Source organism: Kluyvera sichuanensis (genome assembly GCF_040930405.1).
Classification (GTDB): domain Bacteria; phylum Pseudomonadota; class Gammaproteobacteria; order Enterobacterales; family Enterobacteriaceae; genus Kluyvera; species Kluyvera sichuanensis.
On sequence record NZ_CP162271.1, the window covers coordinates 3,120,277 to 3,144,507 of the forward strand.

A 24,231-nucleotide genomic window follows, 5' to 3' on the forward strand; every position below is an offset into this window, starting at 1 on the left:
GAACATTTTAGCAAGCCGCCATTTTGTTGACAATATGGAAACAATATCCACATCCGGACAGCGCGCTCGCCTTCTCTTCCGTTTAAGGAAACTCCCCATCAGGTATTCCGTCCTCGCCGACTCCTCATTAGAATGGCCCCATCACACAGCGGCGATGGAGGGCAGATGAAAATTCTGGTGGTGGAAGACGAGGTCAAAACCGGTGAATACCTGGCAAAGGGGTTGACGGAAGCGGGCTTTGTGGTGGATCACACCGACAACGGTCTCAACGGTTATCACCTGGCGATGACCGCCGATTACGACCTGATTGTGCTGGATATTATGCTGCCTGACGTCAACGGCTGGGATATTGTGCGGATGCTGCGCGCGGCCAACAAAGGGATGCCAATCCTGCTGCTCACCGCGCTCGGCACCATTGAGCATCGGGTGAAAGGGCTGGAACTGGGTGCCGATGATTATCTGGTGAAGCCCTTCGCTTTTGCCGAACTGCTGGCGCGCGTCAGAACGTTATTGCGCCGTGGGGCGGCGGTGATCGTTGAGAGCCAACTGCAGGTTGCCGACCTCACGCTCGACAGAGTCTCCCGCAAGGTGACCCGCGGCGATACGCGCATCACCTTGACCAGCAAAGAGTTTACGCTGCTGGAGTTCTTCCTGCGCCATCAGGGCGAGGTGCTGCCGCGTTCGCTGATTGCCTCCCAGGTCTGGGACATGAATTTCGACAGCGACACCAACGCCATCGACGTCGCTATCAAGCGCCTGCGCGCCAAAATTGATAACGACTTTACCCCGAAGCTGATTCAGACCGTTCGCGGCGTAGGCTACGTACTTGAGGTTCGCGATGAAGGTTAACGCGCGCCGCCGCCCGTTCTCGCTCGCCACCCGCCTGACCTTTTTTATCAGCCTGGCAACCATTCTCGCGTTTGCCGCCTTTACCGGAATGATGCTGCATTCGGTGGAAAAACACTTCGCCGAGCAGGATGTGAATGACCTCAAGCAGGTGAACGCGACGCTTAATGCGCAGCTCACCGCACCGGATGTCTCAGAGGCCGAGAAGCTTGCCAATATCCAGAGCGCACTGGCGGGCTATCGCAATATCGTCGTGCTGCTGCGCAGCCAGAACAATCCGCTGCTGTATCGCTCCCCTACCGGACCGGATCTGTCGCCGATCTTTGCCTCTCCCCAGTTTTCCCAGGCGTTAAAATCCCAGCGCATGTTCCGCTGGGTCGGCAGCAGCATGCCGCCGATGGCAGGCCACGACGCCAGCGCCATGCCGACGGCGACCTATCGGGTTATCGCCTCAACGATCCAGAGCGATAGCCAACGCTATACGCTGCTGACCGCGCTATCGATAGACTTCCACCTGCACTATCTCAAAGAGCTCAAACGTAATCTGATGATGATCGCCGCCGTCATCAGCCTGTTTATCGTGGTGATCGTGCTGATCGCCGTTCGTAAAGGCCACCAGCCGCTGCGCGACGTCAGCCTGGAGATCAAAAACATCACTTCGGAAAATCTCGACGTGCGGCTGGATCCTACCCGCGTGCCGATCGAGCTGGAGCAACTGGTTATCTCGTTTAACCAGATGATCGGCCGGATCGAGGATGTGTTCCGACGTCAGGCCAACTTCTCCGCCGATATCGCCCACGAGATGCGCACGCCAATCACCAATCTGGTCACCCAGACCGAGATAGCGCTCAGCCATCCCCGGACGGTCAAAGAGCTGGAAGACGTGCTTTACTCCAGCCTTGAGGAGTACAACCGGATGGCGAAGATGGTCAGCGATATGCTGTTTCTGGCGCAGGCGGATGAGAACCTGCTGGTGCCGGAGAGCGTGCCGCTGGATCTGCAGACGGAAACCATGAAGGTGTTTGAGTTCTTTGAAGCCTGGGCGGAAGAGCGTGACGTGGCGCTGCGCTTTGTCGGGCAACCGTCGCTGGTGATGGGCGATCCGCTGATGATCCGCCGGGTCATTAACAATCTGCTCTCCAACGCCATCCGCTACACCCCGCGCGGGATGTCGGTCACCGTCCAGGTGAGCGCGCATGACGAAAGGGTCATCTACAGCGTGGAAAATCCCGGCACGCCGATTGCCGAGGAGCATTTGCCGCGCCTGTTCGATCGCTTCTACCGGGTTGATCCTTCACGGCAGCGGAAAGGGGAAAACAGCGGAATTGGGCTGGCGATCGTGAAGTCGATCGTCCGGGCGCATCATGGGAAGATTAGCGTGACGTCAGATACCGTCGCCACGCGCTTTATCATTGAACTGCCGACGCTTAACGCTTAATCGCGCAGCCAGTGCAACTTCTTGCCAAAGCCGAGGGTGTTGTCGGTGAACTTCAGTTCGTCGAGGCGCAGTTCCCACACCGGCGCGGAGAGCATCCGGGCAACGGGGAAACGTTTGACGTAGAGCGCGCGTTTTTCCTCGGCTTCGTCACCGCTCAGCAGGCGGATTTCGCCTTTAAACTGCACGCCGCGAATCAACGCTACGGTCTTTGGCTGGCCATTGATCGTCCCGGCGACCGGCGCCTGCTGTCCCGTCATCTGGCCATGGCGGGTGGTCTCTTCGCTGAGCAGGTAAAAGGCGACACGCTGCGCGTCGTAAACGTAGAACGCGTTAGCGCACCATAGCTCGCCTTCCTTTGCGACGCACCAGCTGACGACATGCTGCTTTGCCAGCCACTTGCTAATGGCAGTGAGGGTTTCCATCCGTTCTCTCCGTTATGCTATGGTGCGTTCACCCACATAGACAGGTTGCCACACGTGCGTTGGTTTCTTTATCTCGTCCGTACTGAGGACGACAAATTGTACACCGGTATCACCACCGATGTTGAACGACGGTTCCACCAGCATCAAAGCGGTAAAGGGGCGAAAGCGTTGCGCGGCAAAGGCGAGCTGCGGCTGGCGTTTTCCGGTGAGGTTGGCGAGCACTCGCTGGCACTGCGCCTGGAGTACCGTATTAAGCAGCTAACGAAGCGCCAGAAAGAGCGCCTCGTTGCCGGTGACGGTTCATTCGAAACGTTACTGAGCGGCCTTAAACACGATTGAAGTGGTCAGAATACTCCACCAGCCCGTGAACGCCGTTCAGCGCATCGTCCGCCAGACGATGCACCATAAACGCCTCTTCGGTGCCCGGCCAGCGACAGCGCAGATCGTACTGTGCCGCACGCTCAAAGCCAAATCGACCGTAGAGTTCAGGTTCACCCAGCGTCACCACCGCCGCGTAGCCAAATTCATTGAGCGAATCCAGCCCTTCATAGACCAGTTGACGCGCCAACCCCTGACCGCGGTAGGCTTCGTCAATCGCCAGCGGAGCCAGCCCCACCCACTGTAACTCTTCGCCTTCAATGCTGACCGGGCTAAACGCGACGTAACCCACAACATGGCCTTCATCGTCCGTTGCTACCAGCCCGAGCGTGATCAAGCCATCTTCGCGCAGCTCGCGCACCAGGTTGGCTTCACCGTCACGCTTGAAGGTTCGACGCAGCAGCGCGTCGATGCCCGGCGCATCTATTCCTATTTCTACTCGAATCAGCATGGCTCACCTACCGATGTATGTTTAGTTTCTGATGGTGATTTTAGGCCAGCCTCTACGAAATCAGCCAGCTGCATCAGCATCATGCGCAGCGCTTTCGGCATCTGCTCAAGCTCAATGGCATCCATCAGGTTTTTGACATAAAGACCCAGCTCCGTATCCCCTTCAATCACCAGCCGACGCTGGAAGAAGAGCGTATCCGGGTCCTGTTTGCGCGCGGCGATCATTAACAGATCGCTGGCATCCGCGCTGAAGCTCACGTCCGCCTGAGCGGTGTCGCTAACAATTAAGCGCCCGTTCTCAACGGAGGTAAACCAGGTGAGGCCAATATCTCGCACCTCAATACTCAGCCAGCGGCCGTCAAGAAAATCCAGTTCTCCGTCATCCAGCGCCTGGCGGAACTGCCAGCTTAGCACCTGCTGAAGAACCTGCCGTTTAAGCGCGAACGGCGTGAATTTCACCGGAACGCTCATCAGAGTCGGTGCAACATGGACCAGACGTGAACGCAGTTTATCCAACACAAGCTTTACTCCCTGAATGCAATAGTTCCGTTATTTTGCCATATCAGTTAAACGACATAGCGGCGTAAATCAACAATTATGTCGTGAGGTAGGCGGATTATTGGCGTCATCAATACGCTTTTGTCTGCCTCAAATCAAAAATGATTAGCGATAGGTTAACTAAAATCCTCATTCATTAACAATAATGCGCCCTGCTGGGCCGCTAACTCAGGAAGAATTATGGAGTTGCTCTGCCCTGCCGGAAACCTCCCGGCGCTAAAGGCGGCTATCGAAAACGGAGCCGATGCGGTGTATATCGGGCTGAAGGACGATACCAACGCCCGCCATTTCGCCGGTCTTAATTTTACCGAAAAGAAACTGCAGGAAGCCGTTAACTTCGTGCATCAGCATCGCCGTAAGCTGCACATCGCGATTAACACCTTTGCCCACCCGGACGGCTACGTCCGCTGGCAGCGCGCCGTGGATATGGCTGCGCAACTGGGCGCCGATGCGCTGATCCTCGCCGACCTCGCCATGCTTGAGTATGCCGCAGAGCGCTACCCACATATTGAGCGCCATGTCTCCGTTCAGGCATCAGCGACCAACGAAGAGGCGATTAATTTCTACCACCGTAACTTTGACGTGGCCCGCGTAGTGCTGCCGCGCGTACTGTCGATTCACCAGGTGAAGCAGCTCGCTCGCGTTACGCCGGTGCCGCTGGAGGTATTCGCCTTCGGTAGCCTGTGCATCATGGCCGAAGGCCGCTGCTATCTCTCATCTTACCTGACCGGTGAGTCGCCGAACACCGTTGGCGCCTGCTCACCTGCACGCTACGTGCGCTGGCAGCAAACCCCACAGGGGCTGGAGTCTCGCCTTAACGAAGTGCTGATCGACCGCTATCAGGATGGCGAGAACGCTGGCTACCCGACGCTGTGCAAAGGCCGCTACCTGGTCGACGGCGAGCGCTATCACGCGCTGGAAGAGCCAACCAGCCTCAACACCCTGGAGCTGCTGCCGGAGCTGCTGGCCGCCAATATCGCCTCGGTGAAAATCGAAGGCCGCCAGCGTAGCCCTGCGTACGTCAGCCAGGTGGCGAAGGTGTGGCGTCAGGCAATTGACCGTTGCATGGCCGACCCGCAAAACTTCGTCCCGCAGGCCGCGTGGATGGAGACGCTCGGCTCGATGTCAGAAGGCACCCAGACCACCCTCGGCGCTTATCGCCGTAAATGGCAGTAGGAACAGCAATGAAATATTCATTAGGACCGGTGCTTTACTACTGGTCAAAAGAGACGCTGGAAGATTTTTACCAGCAGGCCGCTAACAGCAGCGCCGATACCATCTACCTCGGTGAAGCAGTGTGCAGCAAACGCCGCGCGACCAAAGTCGGCGACTGGCTGGATATGGCGAAATCCCTCGCCGGCAGCGGCAAACAGGTCGTGCTCTCTACGCTGGCGCTGGTCCAGGCATCATCCGAACTGGGCGAGCTTAAGCGTTACGTGGAAAACGGTGATTTTCTGGTTGAAGCCAGCGACCTTGGAGTGGTGAACCTGTGCGCCGAGCGCAAGCTGCCGTTTGTCGCCGGTCACGCGCTGAACTGCTACAACGCCGTTACCCTACGCCTGCTGCAAAAGCAGGGCATGGTGCGCTGGTGCATGCCGGTTGAGCTGTCTCGCGACTGGCTGGTGAACCTGCTCAATCAGTGTGAAGAGCTGGGCATCCGCGATAAGTTTGAAGTGGAAGTGCTGAGCTACGGCCATCTGCCGCTGGCCTACTCCGCCCGCTGCTTTACCGCGCGTTCGGAAGATAAGCCAAAGGATGAGTGTGAGACCTGCTGCATCAAGTACCCGAACGGGCGCAGCATGCTGTCGCAGGAGAATCAGCAGGTCTTCGTGCTGAATGGCATTCAGACTATGAGCGGCTACGTTTATAACCTCGGCAACGAACTGACGTCGATGCACGGATTGGTCGATATGGTACGCCTGTCGCCGATGGGCAATGAGACCTTCGCCATGCTCGACGCCTTCCGCGCCAACGAAAACGGCGCTGCCCCACTGCCGCTGACCGCTAATAGCGACTGCAACGGTTACTGGAAGCGTCTGGCCGGACTGGAGTTGCAGGCCTGATAAAACCGCTCACTTTGTTAACAACAATGGTCAGATTTTAATGCATTATTAAAGATGCAGCTTTTCTGGCCGGGGATGCCCGGCGGGAACAAGACCTTCAATCTGATGACTATGCTGTAGCAAAGTGAGCCTTTATGACTGACAAAACCGTTGCATTCTCGGTGCTCGATCTTGCGCCGATCCCTCAAGGTTCCTCCGCACGAGAAGCCTTCTCCCATTCGCTCTCTCTGGCACAGCTCGCTGAAAAGCGCGGCTACCACCGCTATTGGCTGGCAGAACACCACAATATGGTGGGTATCGCCAGTGCGGCCACCTCGGTGCTGATTGGCTACCTCGCCGCCCACACCACCACGCTGCATCTGGGTTCCGGCGGCGTGATGCTGCCTAACCACTCGCCGCTGGTGATTGCCGAGCAGTTCGGTACGCTCAACACGCTCTATCCAGGACGTATCGATTTGGGTCTTGGCCGTGCGCCGGGCAGCGATCAGCCAACGATGCGCGCGCTGCGCCGTCATATGAGCGGCGATATCGATAACTTCCCGCGCGACGTCGCGGAGCTGGTGGACTGGTTTGATGCGGTCGACCCTGACCCGCAGGTACGCCCGGTACCGGGCTATGGCGAGAAGATCCCGGTGTGGCTGCTCGGTTCCAGCCTGTACGGCGCGCAGCTTGCCGCACAGCTCGGCCTGCCGTTTGCTTTCGCCTCACACTTCGCCCCGGACATGTTGTTCCAGGCGCTGCATCTCTATCGCACCAACTTCAAACCGTCGGCGCGGCTGGAAAAACCGTATGCGATGGTATGCATCAATATCATCGCCGCCGACAGCAACCGCGATGCCGAATTCCTCTTTACCTCTATGCAGCAAGCGTTCACGAAACTGCGTCGTGGAGAGACCGGGCAGCTGCCGCCGCCGATTCAGCAGATGGAGCATTTCTGGACGCCATCGGAAAAATACGGCGTTGACCAGGCGCTACGGATGTCGCTGGTCGGTGATAAGGCGAAAGTACGCCACGGGCTGGAGTCTATTCTGCGGGAAACGCAGGCGGATGAGATTATGGTTAACGGCCAGATTTTCGATCATCAGGCGCGGCTGCATTCGTTTGGGTTGGCGATGGATGTGAAGCAGGAATTGTTGGGATAGCCGCTCCTCCATTTGACTTTAGAGTCAAACGATGATGTATAAATGTCCCGGCAGAAGCCGGGACATTGCAGGAAATCAGGGCGTTATCCCCTCTTTCCACAACGGATTTGGATTCACATCCCCCCCCTGCTTATTCTGATCTTCCGTTTCACGATGAAATACAAAATTCACCCGGAACATGACGTTCATTACCCACGCAGCCAACTCCTTTGCCTCTTTTTTCTTCAAACCAAAATGGCGAATATAGTAATGAGTCAGTGCGTTTTCCGCGACAGGGTATGTGTGAATGATTTCTTTGTATAGGCGGCGAAATGATGGTGCTTTTTTTGACCATTCTAATAAAGCAGCATTAACCTGCTCCGTAGAGTTATACGCATCATCGTCAGACAAGGCCCACGGCCGCAGAATGGCATTAGCCCATCCCTGTTGAACCCCTATTCGGATATATAGGGTTGACTGCAATGTTCCTTCAAGAGGGCCATTCCCAATAGTTCCATCGACGAGTCTGGCGAATTTGCGCACTTCTTTGGGTAATAGTTCAGTACCAGTATTCCCCTTTGGACGAAAACTTATGACACACGCTTGTTTAAACCCATCCGGTTCTTCCCTGTAAACAGTCCAATCCGGCATAATTTGGTACCATTCGCCAACCACAATAAACCATAGCGCTTTAGATAGTCCCTCGAAGATAATAGGTGGTCGCCATGTCGATCGCAGAATTTCCGAATGAACTTCCTTTTTGGAGTCGCTTTCTCTTCCGGCAGATATATCCGCAAGTGCCTTACTTTGTTCTTTCGCTGCATCGAGAAAATAAAGTGAATAAGTGTCTCCGCGCCATCCAGAAAAACTCTCACGAAGAAATAAACGTATGCCATATTTGGGCGTCTTTGCGATAAAAAAATCACGTCGACGACCTCCACCAGAGACATCAACCGTTTCAAATACACTATTATCTGCACTCAATTCTCTCCCACCGGAGATGTCAACTTTCGTAGCGCCAAGCACAAATTTACTATTAACGCTCTTCGGAATAGTCAGCGGGGCATATAGTCTAGATGATCTTGCATCAAACATTGCTTTTGACAATGCAAAGGCATCCAAACATTCAGGACTGGATATATCACCAGAAATAATAGGATATTTACTTACCGCAACACTAGCACCAGAAAATAGAAGCGTAGAACTCAAAAAGCAGGTAATAATACCCCGCCTGATATAATCATCCATAGGTATAAACAATTTAAATTTCTCCATAAATCCATTACGGATAAAATCAATAATCCAACCGGAATAAACGTTAAAACAGTCCTATGACTGATAAACCGGCAGCAGATTAAAGCTCGACAGCACGTGTACCAGCGCGTTACCCACACCAAAGACCAGAATCAACGCAATCATCGGCTTACCACCCCAGACGCGGAATTTCGGGCTACCGAAGCGCTTACGGGATTTACGTGCCAGCAGCGCCGGGACAATCGCCGCCCAGATGGTCGCCGCCAGCCCAGCATAGCCAATGGCATACAGGAAACCGTTCGGCCACAGCAGGCCACCGATAATCGGCGGCAGGAAGGTCAACAGCGCGGTTTTGAAACGCCCCAGCGCAGAGTCATCAAACTTGAACAGATCTGCCAGATAGTCGAACAGGCCCAGCGTCACCCCGAGGAACGAACTCGCCACGGCAAAGTTTGAGAATACCACCAGCAGCAGATCCAAGCTACGGCTATTGAGCACGCCGCTCAGCGCCTGCACCAGCACATCAATGTTACCGCCCTTCTGCGCAATGCCGATAAACTCCGGACGCGGGATGTTGCCCATCGTCCCCAGCAACCACACGGTATAGAGCACCAGCGCCAGCAGCGTGCCGTACACCAGGCACTTCACGATGGTCTTAGGATCTTTGCCGTAGTACTTCATCAGGCTCGGTACGTTACCGTGATAGCCAAACGAGGCGAGACAGAACGGCAGCGTCATCAACAGGTAAGGCGTATAGCTGGCGTGAGTCTCAGCCACATTAAACAGCGTGGCGGGCGTGACGTGCCCCATCAGGCTACCGAAGGTCAGGAAGAAGGTAATCACCTTGGCGCCCAGCACGATAGCGGTCATGCGGCTCACCGCTTTGGTGCTCAACCACACCACGAACGCCACCAGCAGCGCAAAGCCAAAGCCTGCGCCCGAAGCGGGACGTTCAGCGACATCTCAGCGAAGGTGTGATGCAGAATCGAGCCGCTCGCCGAGATATAGGCGTAGGTCAGGATGTAGAGCACGAAGGCAATAGAGATGCCGTTCACCACGTTCCAGCCTTTGCCCAGCAGATCTTTGGTAATGGTGTCGAAGCTCGAACCAATACGGTAGTTGAGGTTTGCTTCAAGGATCATCAACCCCGAATGCAGCATGCAGAACCAGGTAAACACCAGCGCCGCCATCGACCAGAAGAACCACGCCCCAGACATGACCACCGGCAGAGAGAACATTCCCGCACCAATGATTGTGCCGCCGATGATCACCACGCCGCCAAGCAGCGAAGGTGACGTTTGGGTGGTGGTTAGTGTCGCCATACAGCCTTTTCTCCAGTGTATTATTTTGCTACTGCATTTTAATGTGTCGCACTGTACCAGTACACGAGTACAAATGGAATAAAAAAAGCCCCAATCATGACGATCGGGGCTGTATATATTACTTTACGCTTTTAAACCGTGAGGCTTATGCGTCACCGCCGAAACGACGACGACCGGTAGAGTCATCACGACGTGGAGCAGCGCCTGCATCATCACGGCGCGGCGCACGGTTACCACCGTCACGACGCTCACCGCTGAAACGACGACCATCACCACGACCGCCTTCACGACGCTCACCGCCGAAACCGCGACCGCCTTCACGACGTTCGCCACCGAAGCTACGACCACCTTCACGACGTTCACCGCCGAAGCTACGACCGCTACGCTCTGGACGAGGCTGCGCGTCGCCGATCAGCTGCATGTTCATCGGCTTGTTCAGGATGCGGGTACGAGTAAAGTGCTGCAGTACTTCGCCCGGCATGCCTTTTGGCAGTTCGATGGTAGAGTGGGTACCGAACAGCTTGATGTTACCAATGTAACGGCTGCTGATGTCGCCTTCGTTCGCGATAGCGCCAACGATGTGACGAACTTCAACGCCGTCATCACGACCCACTTCAATGCGGTACAGTTCCATATCGCCAACGTCACGACGTTCGCGCTTAGGACGATCTTCACCACCGCGTTCTGCACGGTCGCCACGTGGGCCACGGTCATTGCGGTCGTTACGGTCACGACGTTCGAAACGATCGTCACGGTCACGGAACTCACGCTTAGGACGCATTGGCGCATCTGGTGGAACGATCAGAGAACGTTCGCCCTGTGCCATTTTCAGCAGCGCAGCGGCCAGCGTTTCAACGTCCAGCTCTTCGCCTTCAGCCGTCGGCTGGATTTGCGCCAGCAGTGCACGGTACTGATCCAGATCGCTGCTTTCCAGCTGCTGCTGTACTTTCGCGGCGAATTTTTCCAGACGGCGTTTGCCCAGCAGATCTGCGTTTGGCAGTTCAACTTCTGGAATGGTCAGCTTCATAGTACGTTCGATGTTGCGCAGCAGACGACGCTCGCGGTTCTCAACGAACAGCAGCGCACGGCCAGCACGACCCGCACGACCGGTACGACCGATACGGTGAACGTAAGACTCGGAGTCCATTGGGATATCGTAGTTAACAACCAGGCTGATACGCTCAACGTCCAGACCACGTGCCGCAACGTCGGTTGCGATCAGGATGTCCAGACGACCGTCTTTCAGACGATCCAGAGTCTGCTCACGCAGGGACTGGTTCATGTCACCGTTCAGCGCGGCGCTGTTGTAGCCGCTACGTTCCAGGGCTTCAGCCACTTCCAGGGTCGCGTTTTTGGTACGAACGAAGATAATCGCCGCATCAAAATCTTCCGCTTCCAGGAAACGTACCAGCGCTTCGTTTTTGCGCATGCCGTACACAGACCAGTAGCTCTGGCTGATGTCCGGGCGGGTCGTTACGCTGGACTGAATGCGTACTTCCTGTGGATCTTTCATAAAGCGACGGGTAATACGACGGATAGCTTCCGGCATGGTTGCAGAGAACAGCGCGGTCTGATGACCTTCTGGAATCTGAGCCATGATGGTTTCAACGTCTTCGATAAAGCCCATACGCAGCATTTCATCAGCTTCGTCCAGTACCAGACCGCTCAGTTTAGAGAGATCCAGGGTACCGCGCTTCAGGTGGTCAAGCAGACGACCTGGAGTACCGACGACAATCTGTGGCCCTTGACGCAGGGCGCGTAACTGCACGTCATAACGCTGGCCGCCGTACAGGGCAACCACGTTTACGCCGCGCATATGTTTAGAGAACTCAGTCATTGCTTCAGCCACCTGAACCGCCAGTTCGCGGGTCGGGGCCAGCACCAGAATCTGTGGTGCTTTCAGCTCAGGATCGAGATTGTTCAGCAGTGGCAGGGAAAACGCTGCGGTTTTACCACTACCTGTCTGGGCCATACCCAGAACGTCACGACCGCCCAGCAGGTGCGGAATGCACTCAGCCTGGATCGGAGATGGTTTTTCGTAACCCAGATCGGTAAGGGCTTCAAGGATAGGAGCCTTCAGGCCCAGATCTGCAAAAGTGGTTTCGAATTCAGCCATGTAGTACAAGTGCCTCAATATTAATGGCGGCCAGTCTACATAACTCATCATGAAATTGATCTGCAATTTTCATTGAAAAGTGTGAACCGGCTCAAAGTAGGTGTATTAACGAACAACAACGCCCTCACCCGCGAAGGTGATGGCAATCAAAAAGATTACGGGCTGATGTAGTCGTCAGCTATTGCTGGTCCGATTCTGCCAGGTCATCTTGGTCCTGGCCCAGGAGCGATAATTCCAACAATGCGTATCGGTGCTCAACGTAGTTGTGTACGTTGTTGGCAACCGCCAGTTTGAACAGTGCCGTAGCGCTGTCCTTGTCCCCAAGACTTAGGTAATACTTACCTAAATAGAAGTTGGTTTCACTGAGATGCTCAGCGAGCGAGGTGTTATCCGTTGCGTCCGCCTTCAGGCGTTCCATTAACGTTTTTTCGTCAATGTTGCCTAAGTAGAACTCGACAATGTTCCATCCCCACTGTTCTTTATCCGATTTGTCGAAGCGTTGCTTCAACGCATCTTTCGCCTGCTTCTCATCGAGCTTCTGCTCAGCGAGATAAAGCCACAGACTGCGGAAAGGATCATTGGGATCGTCTTGATAAAACGCCAGCAGATCATCTTGCGCTAACTTCGCACGGCCACCGTAATAAAGCGCGATGCCGCGATTCAAGTGCGCATAATTGTAAGTTGGATCAAGCTCAAGTACAGAATCAAACGCTTCATAGGCAGCATCAAAATTGCCTGCCTGCGTTAAATAAATGCCTAAGTAGTTGAATACTTCAGGCATATCAGGTCGGATTGCCAGCGCTTGCGAGAAATCGTTACGCGCTAATGCCCTCAGACCGAGACTATCATACAACACTCCGCGCTCATATAAAAGCTGTGCGCGTTCGTCATCGGTTAAAGCCCGACTGGCAAGAATTTGTTCCATGCGTGCCAGGATCACTTCCTGCTGTAAAGTCGGTTGCAATGGCACTGCGAGGACTTCACTCTTACGCCAGGCAGAGTTGCTGCATCCTGCCAGCGTGAGTGCTGTCGCAACGAAACACCAGCGCAAAAAAGGCTTCATTTCCCACTCCCGAAGACAACAATTGGATGAACGTCCTGTCCCCCGCCTGCAAACAAGGCATCCGGCCAGCTAAATGTGCCCTCCGCAAACGCGGAGGGCAAAGGCAAACCTTACTCGCCCTGCTCTGCTGCCGGAGCTGGTGCTGCGGCGGCTGGCTGAGACTGCTCGGTTGCTTCTTTAATGCTCAGACGGATACGGCCCTGACGGTCAACTTCCAGAACCTTAACCGGTACTTCCTGATTCATCTGCAGGTAGTCAGTCACTTTCTCAACGCGCTTATCAGCGATCTGAGAGATGTGTACCAGACCTTCTTTACCGCCACCGATGGCAACGAATGCGCCAAAGTCAACGATACGGGTCACTTTACCGTTGTAGATACGACCGACTTCGATTTCTGCAGTGATCTCTTCGATACGACGGATAGCGAATTTCGCTTTTTCACCGTCGGTCGCCGCGATCTTCACGGTACCGTCATCTTCGATTTCGATGGTGGTGCCGGTTTCTTCGGTCAGGGCACGGATAACAGAACCGCCTTTACCGATAACGTCTTTGATCTTGTCTGGATTGATCTTGATGGTGTGGATACGCGGAGCGAACTGAGAAATGTCGCCACGTGGCGCGTTAATCGCCTGTTCCATCACGCCCAGGATGTGCATACGCGCACCTTTAGCCTGGTTCAGAGCAACCTGCATGATCTCTTTGGTGATACCTTCAATTTTGATATCCATCTGCAGCGCAGAGATACCGTCGCGGGAACCCGCCACTTTGAAGTCCATATCGCCCAGGTGGTCTTCGTCGCCCAGGATGTCAGACAGAACAACAAAGTTGTCGCCTTCTTTCACCAGACCCATCGCGATACCCGCAACGGCAGCTTTGATAGGCACGCCTGCGTCCATCAGCGCCAGGGAAGCACCACATACGGAAGCCATGGAAGAAGAACCGTTAGATTCGGTGATTTCAGAAACCACACGAACGGTGTACGGGAATTTGTCCAGCTCTGGCATGACTGCCAGCACGCCGCGTTTCGCCAGGCGACCGTGACCAATCTCACGACGCTTAGGAGAACCGACCATACCGGTTTCACCTACGCAGTACGGAGGGAAGTTGTAGTGGAACAGGAAGTTGTCAGTACGCTCGCCCATCAGCTCGTCGAGGTTCTGTGCATCACGGGTGGTGCCCAGGGTCGCAGTCACCAGCGCCTGAGTTTCGCCACGGGTGAACAGCGCGGAACCGTGAGTACGTGGCAGAACGCCAGTACGTACGTCCAGACCACGGATCATGTCTTTTTCGCGACCATCGATACGCGGCTCGCCTGCCAGTACGCGGCTACGAACAACGTTTTTCTCGATAGCGTGCAGGATTTCACCCAGTTCGTTAGCGTCCAGGGTTTCGTCTTCTGCAACCAGCTGAGCGATGGTTTCAGATTTAATCACGTCAACCTGAGCATAACGCTCTTGTTTGTCGGTGATGCGGTAAGCGTCGCTCAGGCGAGATTCTGCCAGCGCAGCAACGCGCGCGTTCAGCGCTTCGTTGACGGCTTCTGGCTGCCAATCCCAACGTGGTTTGCCCGCTTCTTTAACCAGCTCGTTGATCTCTTTGATAACAACCTGCTGCTGTTCGTGACCGAATACCACGGCACCCAGCATCTGGTCTTCGCTCAGCAGTTCTGCTTCGGATTCAACCATCAGTACGGCAGCTTCGGTACCGGCAACAACCAGATCCAGCTTGCTCTCTTTCAGCTCGTCCTGAGTTGGGTTCAGTACGTACTGGTCGTTGATGTAACCAACACGAGCAGAACCGATTGGACCATTGAACGGAATACCGGACAGGGACAGGGCAGCAGATGCGCCAATCATAGCAACGATGTCTGGGTTAACCTGTGGGTTAACGGAAACAACGGTAGCAATAACCTGAACTTCGTTAACGAAGCCTTCTGGGAACAGCGGGCGAACCGGGCGGTCAATCAGACGCGCAATCAGGGTTTCGCCTTCGCTTGGGCGGCCTTCACGACGGAAGAAGCTACCTGGGATACGACCAGCAGCGTAGGTACGCTCCTGATAGTTAACGGTCAGCGGGAAGAAGTCCTGGCCTGGTTTCGCTTTTTTCTGACCTACAACGGTAACGAATACCGCGGTGTCATCCATGCTAACCATAACAGCGGCAGTTGCCTGACGCGCCATCATGCCGGTTTCCAGCGTGACGGTGTGTTGGCCGTACTGGAACTTACGAACGATCGGATTAAGCAAAATTCTATCCTTTCTTATTAAATGGCGGCACACCCTCTGGCGTACCGGCCGATGATACCGATCTTCTTTGCATCCTCGCGACTAATGACAACCCTAACCCGATGCGGGTAAAGCCTCTCATTAGCCGCGCGAACCTCTGCAACGAAGAATATGCACAACAACAATACATTATACCCGTTATCTTTCAAAATACTGCTGTGTCGGTAATTTCAGCTCAATTTTGTCTAAACGAAACGTAGACAGGGAGGATTACCGGGGCGCAGACAGCGTTTCTACGGGCACTCAATTCTTTTAAATTGCCGTCGTCTGGTGGAAAAAAGGGGCCATAAAGGCCCCTCTTTCTGAAACTCGCTAGAATTAGCGACGCAGACCCAGACGCTCGATCAGCGCGGTGTAGCGTGCAACATCTTTACGTTTCAGGTAGTCGAGCAGTTTACGACGCTGAGAAACCATGCGCAGCAGACCACGACGGCTGTGGTGATCTTTTTTGTGCTCTGCAAAGTGACCCTGCAGGTGGTTGATCTGTGCAGTCAGCAGTGCAACCTGAACTTCGGTAGAACCGCTGTCGTTTGCGCCACGACCGAACTCAGAAACGATTTGTGCTTTAGCTTCAACGCTTAGAGACATTTTGAACTCCAAATTTAAAAGAAAGAAAGGGTGCCGATCTCTAATTCAGCAGCCCCTGATATAACGCTTGCCAATTGTTAAACAATTAAGCAGGCGTTAAGCCGCGACATTCTACTCGCAGCGCTCTGTTATCGCAAGCCACACAATCTGGCTTACTCAGCGTATTCAACCACCAGACGGCGTGGTGCCACGCGGCCTTCATCGTCGATTTCGCCCATGCCGAGGAATTTGCCCTCTTCGCCTTCCGTCACACGAACCAGACCTTCCAGCGGTGCGCCTGACGTCCGCACCGGGTTACCATTTTTAAAGTAAACCGATGAGGTTAAAGGGATATTGACTATTGGGTAGTCTGAAGCCGGACTGTCCATCGGCATTAATAGCGGGTCGAGCAGTTCCGCTGCTGGAACGCCCTGCTGCTCGGCTTGTTCGACCAATGCCTGCAGCTGTTCCAGCGTAACCATACGATCAACCGGGTATTTGCTGACCGCCAGACGACGCAGGAAAATCACGTGCGCACCGCAGCCGAGTTTCTCACCCAGATCGTCGATAATGGTTCGAATATAGGTGCCTTTTGAGCAGTGAATCTCCAGCTCCAGCTCGTTGCCTTCGTGGCGAATAAACAGCAGCTCATAGACGGTAATCGGACGCGCTTCACGCGGTACGTCAATGCCCTGACGCGCATATTCGTACAGCTTCTTGCCCTGATACTTCAGCGCCGAATACATGGACGGCACCTGTTGGGTGTCTCCACGGAAGCTCTCCAGCGCTTCGGCCAGTTCCGCATCGCTAAAGGTCACCGGGCGTTCTTCCACGATTTGTCCGTCGGCGTCCGAGGTATCAGTGCGCTGGCCCAGGCGGGCAATCACACGATAACGCTTATCGGAGTCCAGCAGGTACTGGGAGAACTTGGTGGCTTCACCGAGGCAAATCGGCAGCATGCCGGTCGCCAGCGGATCCAACGCGCCGGTATGACCGGCACGGTTGGCGTTATAAATACGCTTTACCTTCTGCAGCACATCATTGCTGGATGCGCCTTGCGGTTTATCCAGCAACAATACGCCGTGAATATCACGGCCGCGACGACGAGGACGACTCATCAGTCCTCCTTGCTGTCGTCCGCTGGGTTCACACGACGTTCGTCGTCATGCTTCACCACGCTGGTCACCAGGTTAGACATGCGCATACCTTCAACCAGCGAGTTGTCGTAGAAGAAGGTCAGTTCCGGCACGATACGCAGGCGCATCGCTTTCCCGAGCAGGGAGCGGATAAAACCAGAGGCTTCCTGCAGTGCTTTGATGCCGGATTTAATCGCCGCTTCATCTTTATCGTTCAGGAAGGTAACAAACACTTTGGCATAGGCCAGGTCACGGGACATTTCGACACCGGAAACGGTGGTCATCATACCCAGACGAGGATCTTTAATTTCGCGCTGCAGGATGATTGCGATCTCTTTTTGCATCTCCTGGGCCACGCGCTGCGGGCGACCAAATTCTTTCGCCATAATAAATTCTCCAGACAAAAAAGGGGCTATCAGCCCCTTTTGAAATAATTGCCGGGTTGCGCGAGGCGATCCCGGCCTACAATCGACAATCTTAACGAAGATTAAGCGATGGTACGTTGGATTTCGATGATTTCGAACACTTCGATCATATCGCCAACGCGAACGTCGTTGTAGTTCTTAACGCCGATACCACATTCCATGCCGTTACGGACTTCGTTAACGTCATCTTTGAAGCGGCGCAGGGATTCCAGCTCGCCTTCATAGATAACCACGTTGTCGCGCAGAACGCGGATTGGGTTGTGACGCTTGATGGTACCTTCGGTAACCATACAGCCCGCGATCGCACCAAATTTCGGTGATTTGAACACGTCACGAACTTCAGCCAGACCAATGATCTGCTGTTTCAGTTCTGGGGACAGCATGCCGCTCATTGCCGCTTTCACTTCGTCGATCAGGTTATAGATGACGGAGTAGTAGCGCAGATCCAGGCTTTCTGACTCGATAACTTTACGTGCAGAGGCATCAGCACGTACGTTGAAGCCAACCAGGATAGCATTGGATGCTGCAGCCAGGGTTGCGTCGGTTTCGGTGATACCACCTACGCCAGAACCGATGATCTTCACTTTCACTTCGTCGGTAGACAGTTTCAGCAAGGAGTCGGAGATCGCTTCCACAGAACCCTGTACGTCGGCCTTCAGTACGATGTTCACTTCGTGAACTTCGCCTTCGGTCATGTTGGCGAACATGTTCTCGAGTTTAGATTTCTGCTGACGAGCCAGTTTAACTTCACGGAATTTACCCTGACGGTACAGAGCAACTTCACGCGCTTTCTTCTCGTCACGAACGACGGTCACTTCGTCACCGGCAGCCGGAACACCGGACAGACCGAGGATTTCCACTGGAATGGATGGACCCGCTTCCAGCACTTCCTGACCCAGTTCGTTACGCATCGCACGAACGCGGCCGTATTCGAAGCCACACAGCACGATATCGCCCTTGTTCAGGGTACCTTCGCGAACCAGGACGGTAGCAACTGGGCCACGACCTTTATCCAGGAAGGATTCGATAACCGCACCGCTCGCCATACCTTTACGAACCGCTTTCAGCTCCAGAACTTCAGCCTGCAGCAGGATAGCGTTCAGCAGGTCGTCGATACCGGTACCCGCTTTTGCAGATACTGGGATGAACTGTGATTCGCCGCCCCACTCTTCCGGCATAACGCCGTACTGAGACAGTTCGTTCTTCACGCGGTCCATATCGGCTTCTGGCTTATCGATTTTGTTCACAGCAACAACCAGAGGCACCTGCGCCGCTTTCGCGTGCTGGATTGCTTCGATGGTCTGCGGCATCACGCCGTCGTCTGCTGCAACAACCAGAACAACGATATCCGTTGCCTGAGCACCACGAGCACGCATAGAGGTAAACGCGGCGTGACCCGGGGTATCCAGGAAGGTGATCATCCCGTTTTCAGTTTCAACGTGATATGCACCGATGTGCTGGGTAATGCCGCCCGCTTCGCCAGAGGCCACTTTCGTAGAACGAATGTAGTCCAGCAGAGAGGTTTTACCGTGGTCAACGTGACCCATGATGGTCACAACTGGTGCGCGCGGTTCAGCCGCAGCACCGGTGTCACGGTCGCTCATTACCGCTTCTTCCAGCTCGTTTTCACGACGCAGGATAACTTTGTGGCCCATCTCTTCGGCAACCAGCTGTGCGGTTTCCTGGTCGATGACCTGGTTGATGGTGGCCATGGCGCCCAGTTTCATCATCGCTTTGATGACCTGAGAGCCTTTCACCGCCATCTTGTTAGCCAGATCGCCAACGGTGATGGTTTCGCCAATCACAACGTCACGGTTAACGGCCTGAACCGGCTTCTGGAAGCCCTGTTGCAGTGCGGAACCTTTACGCTTGCCACCTTTACCACCGCGACCAGCAGCGCGTGCTTCTTCGCGATCGGCTTTAGATTCAGCGTGTTTGTTGCCTTTCTTCTGAGGACGAGCTGCTTTCGCCGCAGTGCGGGTACGGCCACGACCACCTTCAACTTCACGGTCATTTTCGTCTTCAGCCTGTCGAGCGTGCTGAGAGGTGGTGACGTGATAATCGCTAGCATCTTCAATCGGTTCAGCGGTATTCACACCATTCTTCTCGTTTTCTTCTGCCATACGGCGAGCTTCTTCCGCTACGCGGCGCGCTTCTTCTTCAAGCTTGCGACGTGCTTCTTCTTCCGCTTTGCGCTTCAGCTCGGCAGCTTCATTTTCACGGCGGGCTTTTTCGGCCTGGGCAGTTTTGGTCATATCGTCGGTCTGTTGATTGCTCACTTTGTCTTTTTCCGCAGCTTCACGTTTCGCTTTATCAGCGGCTTCACGATTAGCTTTTTCTGCGGCCTCACGTTCAGCTTTTTGTTGCGCCTCGCGTTTAGCTGCTTCTTCAGCTTCACGACGGGCTTGCTCTTCCGCTTCACGCTGCGCCTGCTCTTCCGCGGCCAGGCGTTCAGCCTCTTGCGGATCGCGTTTCACAAAGGTGCGTGTCTTGCGGACTTCGATTTGTACCGATTTGCTTTTTCCACCGGTACCTGGAATGTTGAGAGTACTGCGCGTTTTGCGCTGCAAAGTCAACTTATCTGGAGCAGAACCATTTTCACGGTTCAGATGCGCCAGTAAGGTTTGCTTCTCTTGTGCGGACACAGAGTCATCAGCGCCCTTCGGGATGCCCGCATCAGCAAATTGCTGTACCAGGCGATCCACGGAGGTCTGTATTTCTGCAGCCAGCGTTTTTACGGTTACATCTGTCATACTGTTCCTTCCTGCTACAGTTTATTACGCTTCGTCACCGAACCAGCAGATATTACGGGCAGCCATAATCAGCTCACCGGCTTTCTCGTCGGTTAAGCCTTCGATATCCACCAGATCATCAATACCCTGTTCGGCGAGATCTTCCAGCGTACAAACACCACGGGCAGCCAGTTTGAAGGCCATCTCACGATCCAATCCTTCCAGATTCAGCAGATCGTCAGCCGGTTTATTATCACCGAGGCTCTCTTCCTGGGCCAGTGCCAGAGTGGTCAGTGCGTTTTTAGCACGCTCGCGCAGTGCTTCAACGGTGTCTTCATCCAGGCCATCAATAGCCAGCAGTTCTTTCATTGGCACGTAGGCCAGTTCTTCCAGCGTGGAGAAGCCTTCTTCAACCAGCACGGTAGCGAAATCTTCATCAATATCGAGATATTTAGTGAAGGTATCGATAGCCGCGTGTGCTTCAGCCTGATGCTTCGCCTGCAGGTCATCAACGGTCATGACGTTGAGTTCCCAGCCGCTCAGCTGAGACGCCAGACGGACGTTCTGACCGTTTCGGCCAATCGCCTGCGCCAGGTTACCCGCTTCAACCGCGATATCCATGGTGTGCTTGTCTTCGTCAACCACAATAGATGCCACGTCAGCCGGAGCCATCGCGTTGATCACGAACTGCGCCGGGTTGTCGTCCCACAGCACGATATCGATACGTTCGCCGCCCAGCTCGGTAGAAACCGCCTGAACACGCGCGCCGCGCATACCAACGCAAGCACCGACTGGGTCGATACGTTTGTCGTTGGTCTTCACAGCGATTTTGGCACGAGAGCCCGGATCGCGAGCAGCGGCTTTGATTTCGATAACTTCTTCGCCGATTTCTGGCACTTCAATGCGGAACAGTTCGATCAGCATTTCTGGCTTAGAACGGGTGACGAAGAGCTGCGCACCGCGCGCTTCCGGACGTACGGAGTACAGAACGCCGCGAATACGGTCGCCTGGACGGAAGTTTTCACGCGGCAGCATGTCTTCACGCAGGATAACCGCTTCAGCGTTGCTACCGAGGTCCAGGGAGATGTTGTCGCGGTTAACTTTCTTCACCACGCCGGTGATGATCTCACCTTCATGCTCACGGAACTGGTCAACAACCATTGCGCGTTCGGCTTCACGTACTTTCTGTACGATTACCTGTTTTGCCGTCTGGGTCGTGATACGGTCGAAGGTGACAGATTCGATCTGATCTTCAACGTATTCGCCCACGTTCAGGCTTTCGTCTTCGAAGCGTGCCGCTTCGAGGGTAATTTCTTTAGTCGGCTGGGTCACTTCTTCGACAATAACCCAACGACGGAAGGTGTCGAAATCACCGCTACGACGGTCAATTTCAACGCGAACGTCAATCTCTTGTTCGTATTTTTTCTTCGTTGCTGTAGCCAGCGCACTTTCCAGCGCTTCAAAAATTTTCTCGCGTGGCAGTGATTTTTCGTTGGAAACGGCTTCAACAACGGCCAAAATTTCTTTGTTCATCGCGGGCTTTTCACCTCAATCCAGACTGTTAAAAGTGGGGAACCAGGTTCGCCTTCTGGATGTTACTCAGCGCGAACACTTCATCTTTACCGTCGACTGTCACGGTGATCATCTCACCGTCTACCGCTTTAATAACGCCCTGCCACTTACGACGGTTCTGAACCGCCATACGCAGGACCAGCGCAACCTCTTCACCCATGAAACGCACATAGTGTTCAGCAGTGAACATAGGACGGTCGAGGCCCGGAGAGGAAACTTCCAGGTTGTAAGCCACAGTAATAGGATCTTCAACGTCCATCACCGCGCTTACCTGGTGGCTCACATCAGCACAATCATCAACATTGATGCCATCTTCACTATCAATATAGATGCGCAGTGTGGATGTGCGACCGCGAACAAATTCGATGCCGACCAGTTCGTAGCCCAAGGCTTCAACCGGCGCTGTAATCATCTCTGTTAATTTTTGCTCTAATGTGGACAAACCCACCCCCAAGACATAAAAAAAGGGCCTAAAGCCCAGTTATTCTGTAGTCAGATAACAAAAAACCCCGATAAATCGGGGCTTTAGATAACTGAACCCTATAGCCGCAACTGCGGCCTGGAGAACCTTCCGAAAGAATTTTTTTTCAAATCCAGCTACGAAGGCCTAAGTCTTCACAGTATATTTGAAAATGAACTCTAAGGGAAAGTGGTTGCGGGGGCCGGATTTGAACCGACGACCTTCGGGTTATGAGCCCGACGAGCTACCAGGCTGCTCCACCCCGCGCCTGAAACGTGGCAAATTTTACTCGTTTTGAGCAAAAAGTGCAAATAATGCTGGGATTTGGTACCGAGGACGGGACGTAAAATCGACCTACAGTATAGTGACCTCGATCACAGCTTGTCAACCTCACATTCTATGCAGAAGAAATGCGTACGCCATCGCGGTATGGTAACCGTGGCAACCGGCGCTGACGGCGCGGAATTTTTGAATAAAAATGCATGAATCCCTTCCGGTGTTAGCTAAAACATGATTAAATGAAAACTCATTTATTTTGCATAAAAATTCACTGACAGCGAAAGCGATTTCTCCTTCAGTCAATCAAGCAGGGTTTTACTTTATGACGACGATTCTCAAGCATCTTCCAGCAGGTCAACGTATTGGTATCGCCTTCTCTGGCGGTCTCGACACCAGCGCAGCGCTGCTGTGGATGCGACAAAAAGGAGCTGTCCCTTATGCATATACTGCAAACCTGGGCCAGCCTGACGAAGACGATTATGATGCGATCCCTCGTCGTGCTATGGAATATGGCGCAGAGAACGCTCGCCTGATCGACTGCCGTAAGCAGCTGGTTGCTGAAGGTATCGCCGCGATTCAGTGTGGTGCCTTCCATAACACCACCGGCGGTCTGACCTATTTCAACACCACCCCGCTGGGCCGTGCCGTGACCGGTACTATGCTGGTTGCCGCGATGAAAGAAGATGGCGTTAATATCTGGGGTGACGGCAGTACTTATAAAGGTAACGATATCGAACGTTTCTATCGTTACGGCCTGCTGACCAACGCCGAGCTGCAAATCTACAAGCCGTGGCTCGATACCGACTTTATCGACGAGCTTGGCGGCCGTCATGAAATGTCTGAATTCATGATTGCCTGCGGCTTCGACTACAAGATGTCCGTTGAGAAAGCCTACTCCACCGACTCCAACATGCTGGGCGCCACCCACGAAGCGAAAGATCTTGAGTTCCTGAACTCCAGCGTGAAAATCGTTAACCCGATCATGGGCGTGAAGTTCTGGGACGAGAACGTGAAGATCCCAGCGGAAGAAGTGACCGTACGCTTTGAGCAGGGCCACCCGGTAGCGCTGAACGGCAAAACCTTCAGCGACGACGTTGAGATGATGCTGGAAGCAAACCGCATCGGCGGCCGTCACGGTCTGGGCATGAGCGACCAGATTGAAAACCGTATCATCGAAGCGAAGAGCCGTGGCATCTACGAAGCTCCGGGGATGGCGCTGCTGCACATTGCCTACGAGCGCCTGCTGACCGGTATCCACAACGAAGATACCATCGAGCAGTATCACGCTCACGGCCGCCAGCTGGGTCGTCTGCTGTATCAGGGTCGCTGGTTCGATTCTCAGGCACTGATGCTGCGTGACTCCCTGCAACGTTGGGTTGCTAGCCAGATTACCGGTGAAGTGACCCTGGAACTGCGTCGCGGTAACGACTACACCATCCTGAACACCGTGTCTGACAACCTGACCTACAAAGCAGAACGTCTGACCATGGAAAAAGGCGAGTCCGTGTTCTCTCCAGACGATCGTATCGGCCAGCTGACCATGCGTAACCTGGACATCACCGATACCCGCGAGAAGCTGTTCGGCTATGCGAAGACCGGTCTGCTGACCGCCTCTTCCGCTACCGGCCTGCCGCAGGTTGAGAACCTGGAAAACAAAGGCAAATAAGCCTGCGTTGAGAAGGTAAAAGGCCGCATGAGCGGCCTTTTTTGCGTCTGGGGATTGCTTGGGTTCAATGAGGTCACG

General features: G+C 54.3%; 21 protein-coding genes, 1 tRNA gene and 1 pseudogene. 7 read left to right on the top strand and 16 right to left on the bottom strand.

The window, feature by feature from the left end; genetic code table 11:
* Nucleotides 1-165 precede the first annotated feature (165 nt).
* Nucleotides 166-849 (top strand): copper/silver response regulator transcription factor, encoded by a 684-nt coding sequence (locus AB2B48_RS15005; protein WP_185667834.1) that lies wholly within the window; start codon nt 166-168, stop codon nt 847-849.
* Nucleotides 839-2,284: a Cu(+)/Ag(+) sensor histidine kinase gene (locus AB2B48_RS15010; RefSeq protein WP_368299554.1), complete on the top strand. Its 1,446-nt coding sequence runs from the start codon at nt 839-841 to the stop codon at nt 2,282-2,284. Before AB2B48_RS15005 ends, AB2B48_RS15010 begins: the two co-directional genes overlap by 11 nt.
* Here the strand turns inward: AB2B48_RS15010 and AB2B48_RS15015 are convergent.
* On the bottom strand, nt 2,281-2,706 hold the full coding sequence (locus AB2B48_RS15015; protein ID WP_333012214.1) for a YhbP family protein: 426 nt from the start codon (nt 2,704-2,706) through the stop codon (nt 2,281-2,283). The genes AB2B48_RS15010 and AB2B48_RS15015 overlap by 4 nt on opposite strands.
* Before the next feature lie 54 nt (nt 2,707-2,760).
* Between AB2B48_RS15015 and AB2B48_RS15020 the strand changes: the two genes are divergently transcribed.
* Nucleotides 2,761-3,045 carry a GIY-YIG nuclease family protein gene (locus AB2B48_RS15020; protein WP_317983846.1) on the top strand — a complete coding sequence of 95 codons (285 nt, stop codon included), beginning with the start codon at nt 2,761-2,763 and terminating at the stop codon, nt 3,043-3,045.
* On the opposite strand, the gene AB2B48_RS15025 is transcribed toward AB2B48_RS15020, so the two are convergent.
* Nucleotides 3,032-3,535 carry a GNAT family N-acetyltransferase gene (locus AB2B48_RS15025; protein ID WP_185667830.1) on the bottom strand — a complete coding sequence of 168 codons (504 nt, stop codon included), beginning with the start codon at nt 3,533-3,535 and terminating at the stop codon, nt 3,032-3,034. The two genes, AB2B48_RS15020 and AB2B48_RS15025, sit on opposite strands and share 14 nt — an antisense overlap.
* On the bottom strand, nt 3,529-4,053 hold the full coding sequence (locus AB2B48_RS15030) for a ubiquinone anaerobic biosynthesis accessory factor UbiT (protein WP_185667829.1): 525 nt from the start codon (nt 4,051-4,053) through the stop codon (nt 3,529-3,531). Before AB2B48_RS15030 ends, AB2B48_RS15025 begins: the two co-directional genes overlap by 7 nt.
* Nucleotides 4,054-4,272: 219 nt before the next feature.
* On the opposite strand from AB2B48_RS15030, the gene AB2B48_RS15035 reads away from it, so the two are divergent.
* From AB2B48_RS15035 to AB2B48_RS15045, 3 genes are all read left to right on the top strand, one after another.
* A complete protein-coding gene (locus AB2B48_RS15035; RefSeq protein WP_368299555.1) occupies nt 4,273-5,268 on the top strand; it encodes a ubiquinone anaerobic biosynthesis protein UbiU in 996 nt (331 codons plus the stop codon).
* 8 nt (nt 5,269-5,276) lie between these two features.
* Nucleotides 5,277-6,155, top strand: a complete 879-nt coding sequence (locus AB2B48_RS15040; RefSeq protein WP_185667827.1) for a U32 family peptidase — start codon at nt 5,277-5,279, stop codon at nt 6,153-6,155.
* 134 nt (nt 6,156-6,289) lie between these two features.
* On the top strand, nt 6,290-7,297 hold the full coding sequence (locus tag AB2B48_RS15045) for a luciferase-like monooxygenase (RefSeq protein ID WP_368299556.1): 1,008 nt from the start codon (nt 6,290-6,292) through the stop codon (nt 7,295-7,297).
* Between the two features lie 75 nt (nt 7,298-7,372).
* Here the strand turns inward: AB2B48_RS15045 and AB2B48_RS15050 are convergent, their stop codons facing one another.
* The 13 genes and pseudogenes from AB2B48_RS15050 to AB2B48_RS15110 all read right to left on the bottom strand — a co-directional run bounded on the left by AB2B48_RS15050 (nt 7,373) and on the right by AB2B48_RS15110 (nt 22,475).
* Nucleotides 7,373-8,551, bottom strand: a complete 1,179-nt coding sequence (locus AB2B48_RS15050; protein WP_368299557.1) for a hypothetical protein — start codon at nt 8,549-8,551, stop codon at nt 7,373-7,375.
* Between the two features lie 54 nt (nt 8,552-8,605).
* Nucleotides 8,606-9,852 (bottom strand): annotated as a pseudogene (mtr, locus tag AB2B48_RS15055) (tryptophan permease).
* 145 nt (nt 9,853-9,997) lie between these two features.
* Nucleotides 9,998-11,968 (bottom strand): DEAD/DEAH family ATP-dependent RNA helicase, encoded by a 1,971-nt coding sequence (locus tag AB2B48_RS15060; protein ID WP_185667824.1) that lies wholly within the window; start codon nt 11,966-11,968, stop codon nt 9,998-10,000.
* Nucleotides 11,961-12,041 (bottom strand): protein YrbN, encoded by an 81-nt coding sequence (gene yrbN, locus AB2B48_RS15065; protein WP_100249910.1) that lies wholly within the window; start codon nt 12,039-12,041, stop codon nt 11,961-11,963. The genes AB2B48_RS15060 and yrbN overlap by 8 nt, the downstream gene beginning before the upstream one ends.
* A 105-nt stretch (nt 12,042-12,146) precedes the next feature.
* A complete protein-coding gene (gene nlpI / locus AB2B48_RS15070; protein ID WP_185667823.1) occupies nt 12,147-13,031 on the bottom strand; it encodes a lipoprotein NlpI in 885 nt (294 codons plus the stop codon).
* A gap of 110 nt (nt 13,032-13,141) precedes the next feature.
* The gene (pnp, locus tag AB2B48_RS15075) at nt 13,142-15,277 is read right to left on the bottom strand and encodes a polyribonucleotide nucleotidyltransferase (protein WP_185667822.1); all 2,136 of its coding nucleotides are present in this window, start codon (nt 15,275-15,277) and stop codon (nt 13,142-13,144) included.
* A gap of 357 nt (nt 15,278-15,634) precedes the next feature.
* A complete protein-coding gene (gene rpsO / locus AB2B48_RS15080; protein ID WP_035891092.1) occupies nt 15,635-15,904 on the bottom strand; it encodes a 30S ribosomal protein S15 in 270 nt (89 codons plus the stop codon).
* 152 nt (nt 15,905-16,056) lie between these two features.
* Nucleotides 16,057-17,001 (bottom strand): tRNA pseudouridine(55) synthase TruB, encoded by a 945-nt coding sequence (truB, locus tag AB2B48_RS15085; protein WP_185667821.1) that lies wholly within the window; start codon nt 16,999-17,001, stop codon nt 16,057-16,059.
* Nucleotides 17,001-17,405, bottom strand: a complete 405-nt coding sequence (gene rbfA / locus AB2B48_RS15090; protein ID WP_185667820.1) for a 30S ribosome-binding factor RbfA — start codon at nt 17,403-17,405, stop codon at nt 17,001-17,003. Before rbfA ends, truB begins: the two co-directional genes overlap by 1 nt.
* Nucleotides 17,406-17,506: 101 nt before the next feature.
* Nucleotides 17,507-20,197 carry a translation initiation factor IF-2 gene (gene infB / locus AB2B48_RS15095; protein ID WP_220440891.1) on the bottom strand — a complete coding sequence of 897 codons (2,691 nt, stop codon included), beginning with the start codon at nt 20,195-20,197 and terminating at the stop codon, nt 17,507-17,509.
* A gap of 24 nt (nt 20,198-20,221) precedes the next feature.
* Nucleotides 20,222-21,709, bottom strand: coding sequence for a transcription termination factor NusA (gene nusA / locus AB2B48_RS15100; RefSeq protein WP_123651655.1), 1,488 nt, complete (start codon nt 21,707-21,709; stop codon nt 20,222-20,224).
* A 28-nt stretch (nt 21,710-21,737) separates the two neighbouring features.
* A complete protein-coding gene (rimP, locus tag AB2B48_RS15105; RefSeq protein ID WP_185667817.1) occupies nt 21,738-22,190 on the bottom strand; it encodes a ribosome maturation factor RimP in 453 nt (150 codons plus the stop codon).
* A gap of 208 nt (nt 22,191-22,398) precedes the next feature.
* A tRNA-Met gene (locus AB2B48_RS15110) sits at nt 22,399-22,475 on the bottom strand.
* Nucleotides 22,476-22,809: 334 nt separating this feature from the next.
* Here AB2B48_RS15110 and argG point away from each other — a divergent pair.
* The gene (gene argG / locus AB2B48_RS15115; protein WP_185667816.1) at nt 22,810-24,153 is read left to right on the top strand and encodes an argininosuccinate synthase; all 1,344 of its coding nucleotides are present in this window, start codon (nt 22,810-22,812) and stop codon (nt 24,151-24,153) included.
* The last annotated feature ends 78 nt before the right edge of the window (nt 24,154-24,231 follow it).

Bases quoted from the DNA above. Each gene is read 5' to 3' on its own strand.
- AB2B48_RS15005 (WP_185667834.1), top strand. From the start codon at position 166: ATGAAAATTCTGGTGGTGGAAGACGAGGTCAAAACCGGTGAATACCTG.
- AB2B48_RS15010 (WP_368299554.1), top strand. From the start codon at position 839: ATGAAGGTTAACGCGCGCCGCCGCCCGTTCTCGCTCGCCACCCGCCTG.
- AB2B48_RS15015 (WP_333012214.1), bottom strand. From the start codon at position 2,706: ATGGAAACCCTCACTGCCATTAGCAAGTGGCTGGCAAAGCAGCATGTC.
- AB2B48_RS15025 (WP_185667830.1), bottom strand. From the start codon at position 3,535: ATGCTGATTCGAGTAGAAATAGGAATAGATGCGCCGGGCATCGACGCG.
- AB2B48_RS15035 (WP_368299555.1), top strand. From the start codon at position 4,273: ATGGAGTTGCTCTGCCCTGCCGGAAACCTCCCGGCGCTAAAGGCGGCT.
- AB2B48_RS15040 (WP_185667827.1), top strand. From the start codon at position 5,277: ATGAAATATTCATTAGGACCGGTGCTTTACTACTGGTCAAAAGAGACG.
- AB2B48_RS15045 (WP_368299556.1), top strand. From the start codon at position 6,290: ATGACTGACAAAACCGTTGCATTCTCGGTGCTCGATCTTGCGCCGATC.
- AB2B48_RS15050 (WP_368299557.1), bottom strand. From the start codon at position 8,551: ATGGAGAAATTTAAATTGTTTATACCTATGGATGATTATATCAGGCGG.
- AB2B48_RS15060 (WP_185667824.1), bottom strand. From the start codon at position 11,968: ATGGCTGAATTCGAAACCACTTTTGCAGATCTGGGCCTGAAGGCTCCT.
- yrbN (WP_100249910.1), bottom strand. From the start codon at position 12,041: ATGAAAATTGCAGATCAATTTCATGATGAGTTATGTAGACTGGCCGCC.
- nlpI (WP_185667823.1), bottom strand. From the start codon at position 13,031: ATGAAGCCTTTTTTGCGCTGGTGTTTCGTTGCGACAGCACTCACGCTG.
- rpsO (WP_035891092.1), bottom strand. From the start codon at position 15,904: ATGTCTCTAAGCGTTGAAGCTAAAGCACAAATCGTTTCTGAGTTCGGT.
- truB (WP_185667821.1), bottom strand. From the start codon at position 17,001: ATGAGTCGTCCTCGTCGTCGCGGCCGTGATATTCACGGCGTATTGTTG.
- rbfA (WP_185667820.1), bottom strand. From the start codon at position 17,405: ATGGCGAAAGAATTTGGTCGCCCGCAGCGCGTGGCCCAGGAGATGCAA.
- infB (WP_220440891.1), bottom strand. From the start codon at position 20,197: ATGACAGATGTAACCGTAAAAACGCTGGCTGCAGAAATACAGACCTCC.
- nusA (WP_123651655.1), bottom strand. From the start codon at position 21,709: ATGAACAAAGAAATTTTGGCCGTTGTTGAAGCCGTTTCCAACGAAAAA.
- argG (WP_185667816.1), top strand. From the start codon at position 22,810: ATGACGACGATTCTCAAGCATCTTCCAGCAGGTCAACGTATTGGTATC.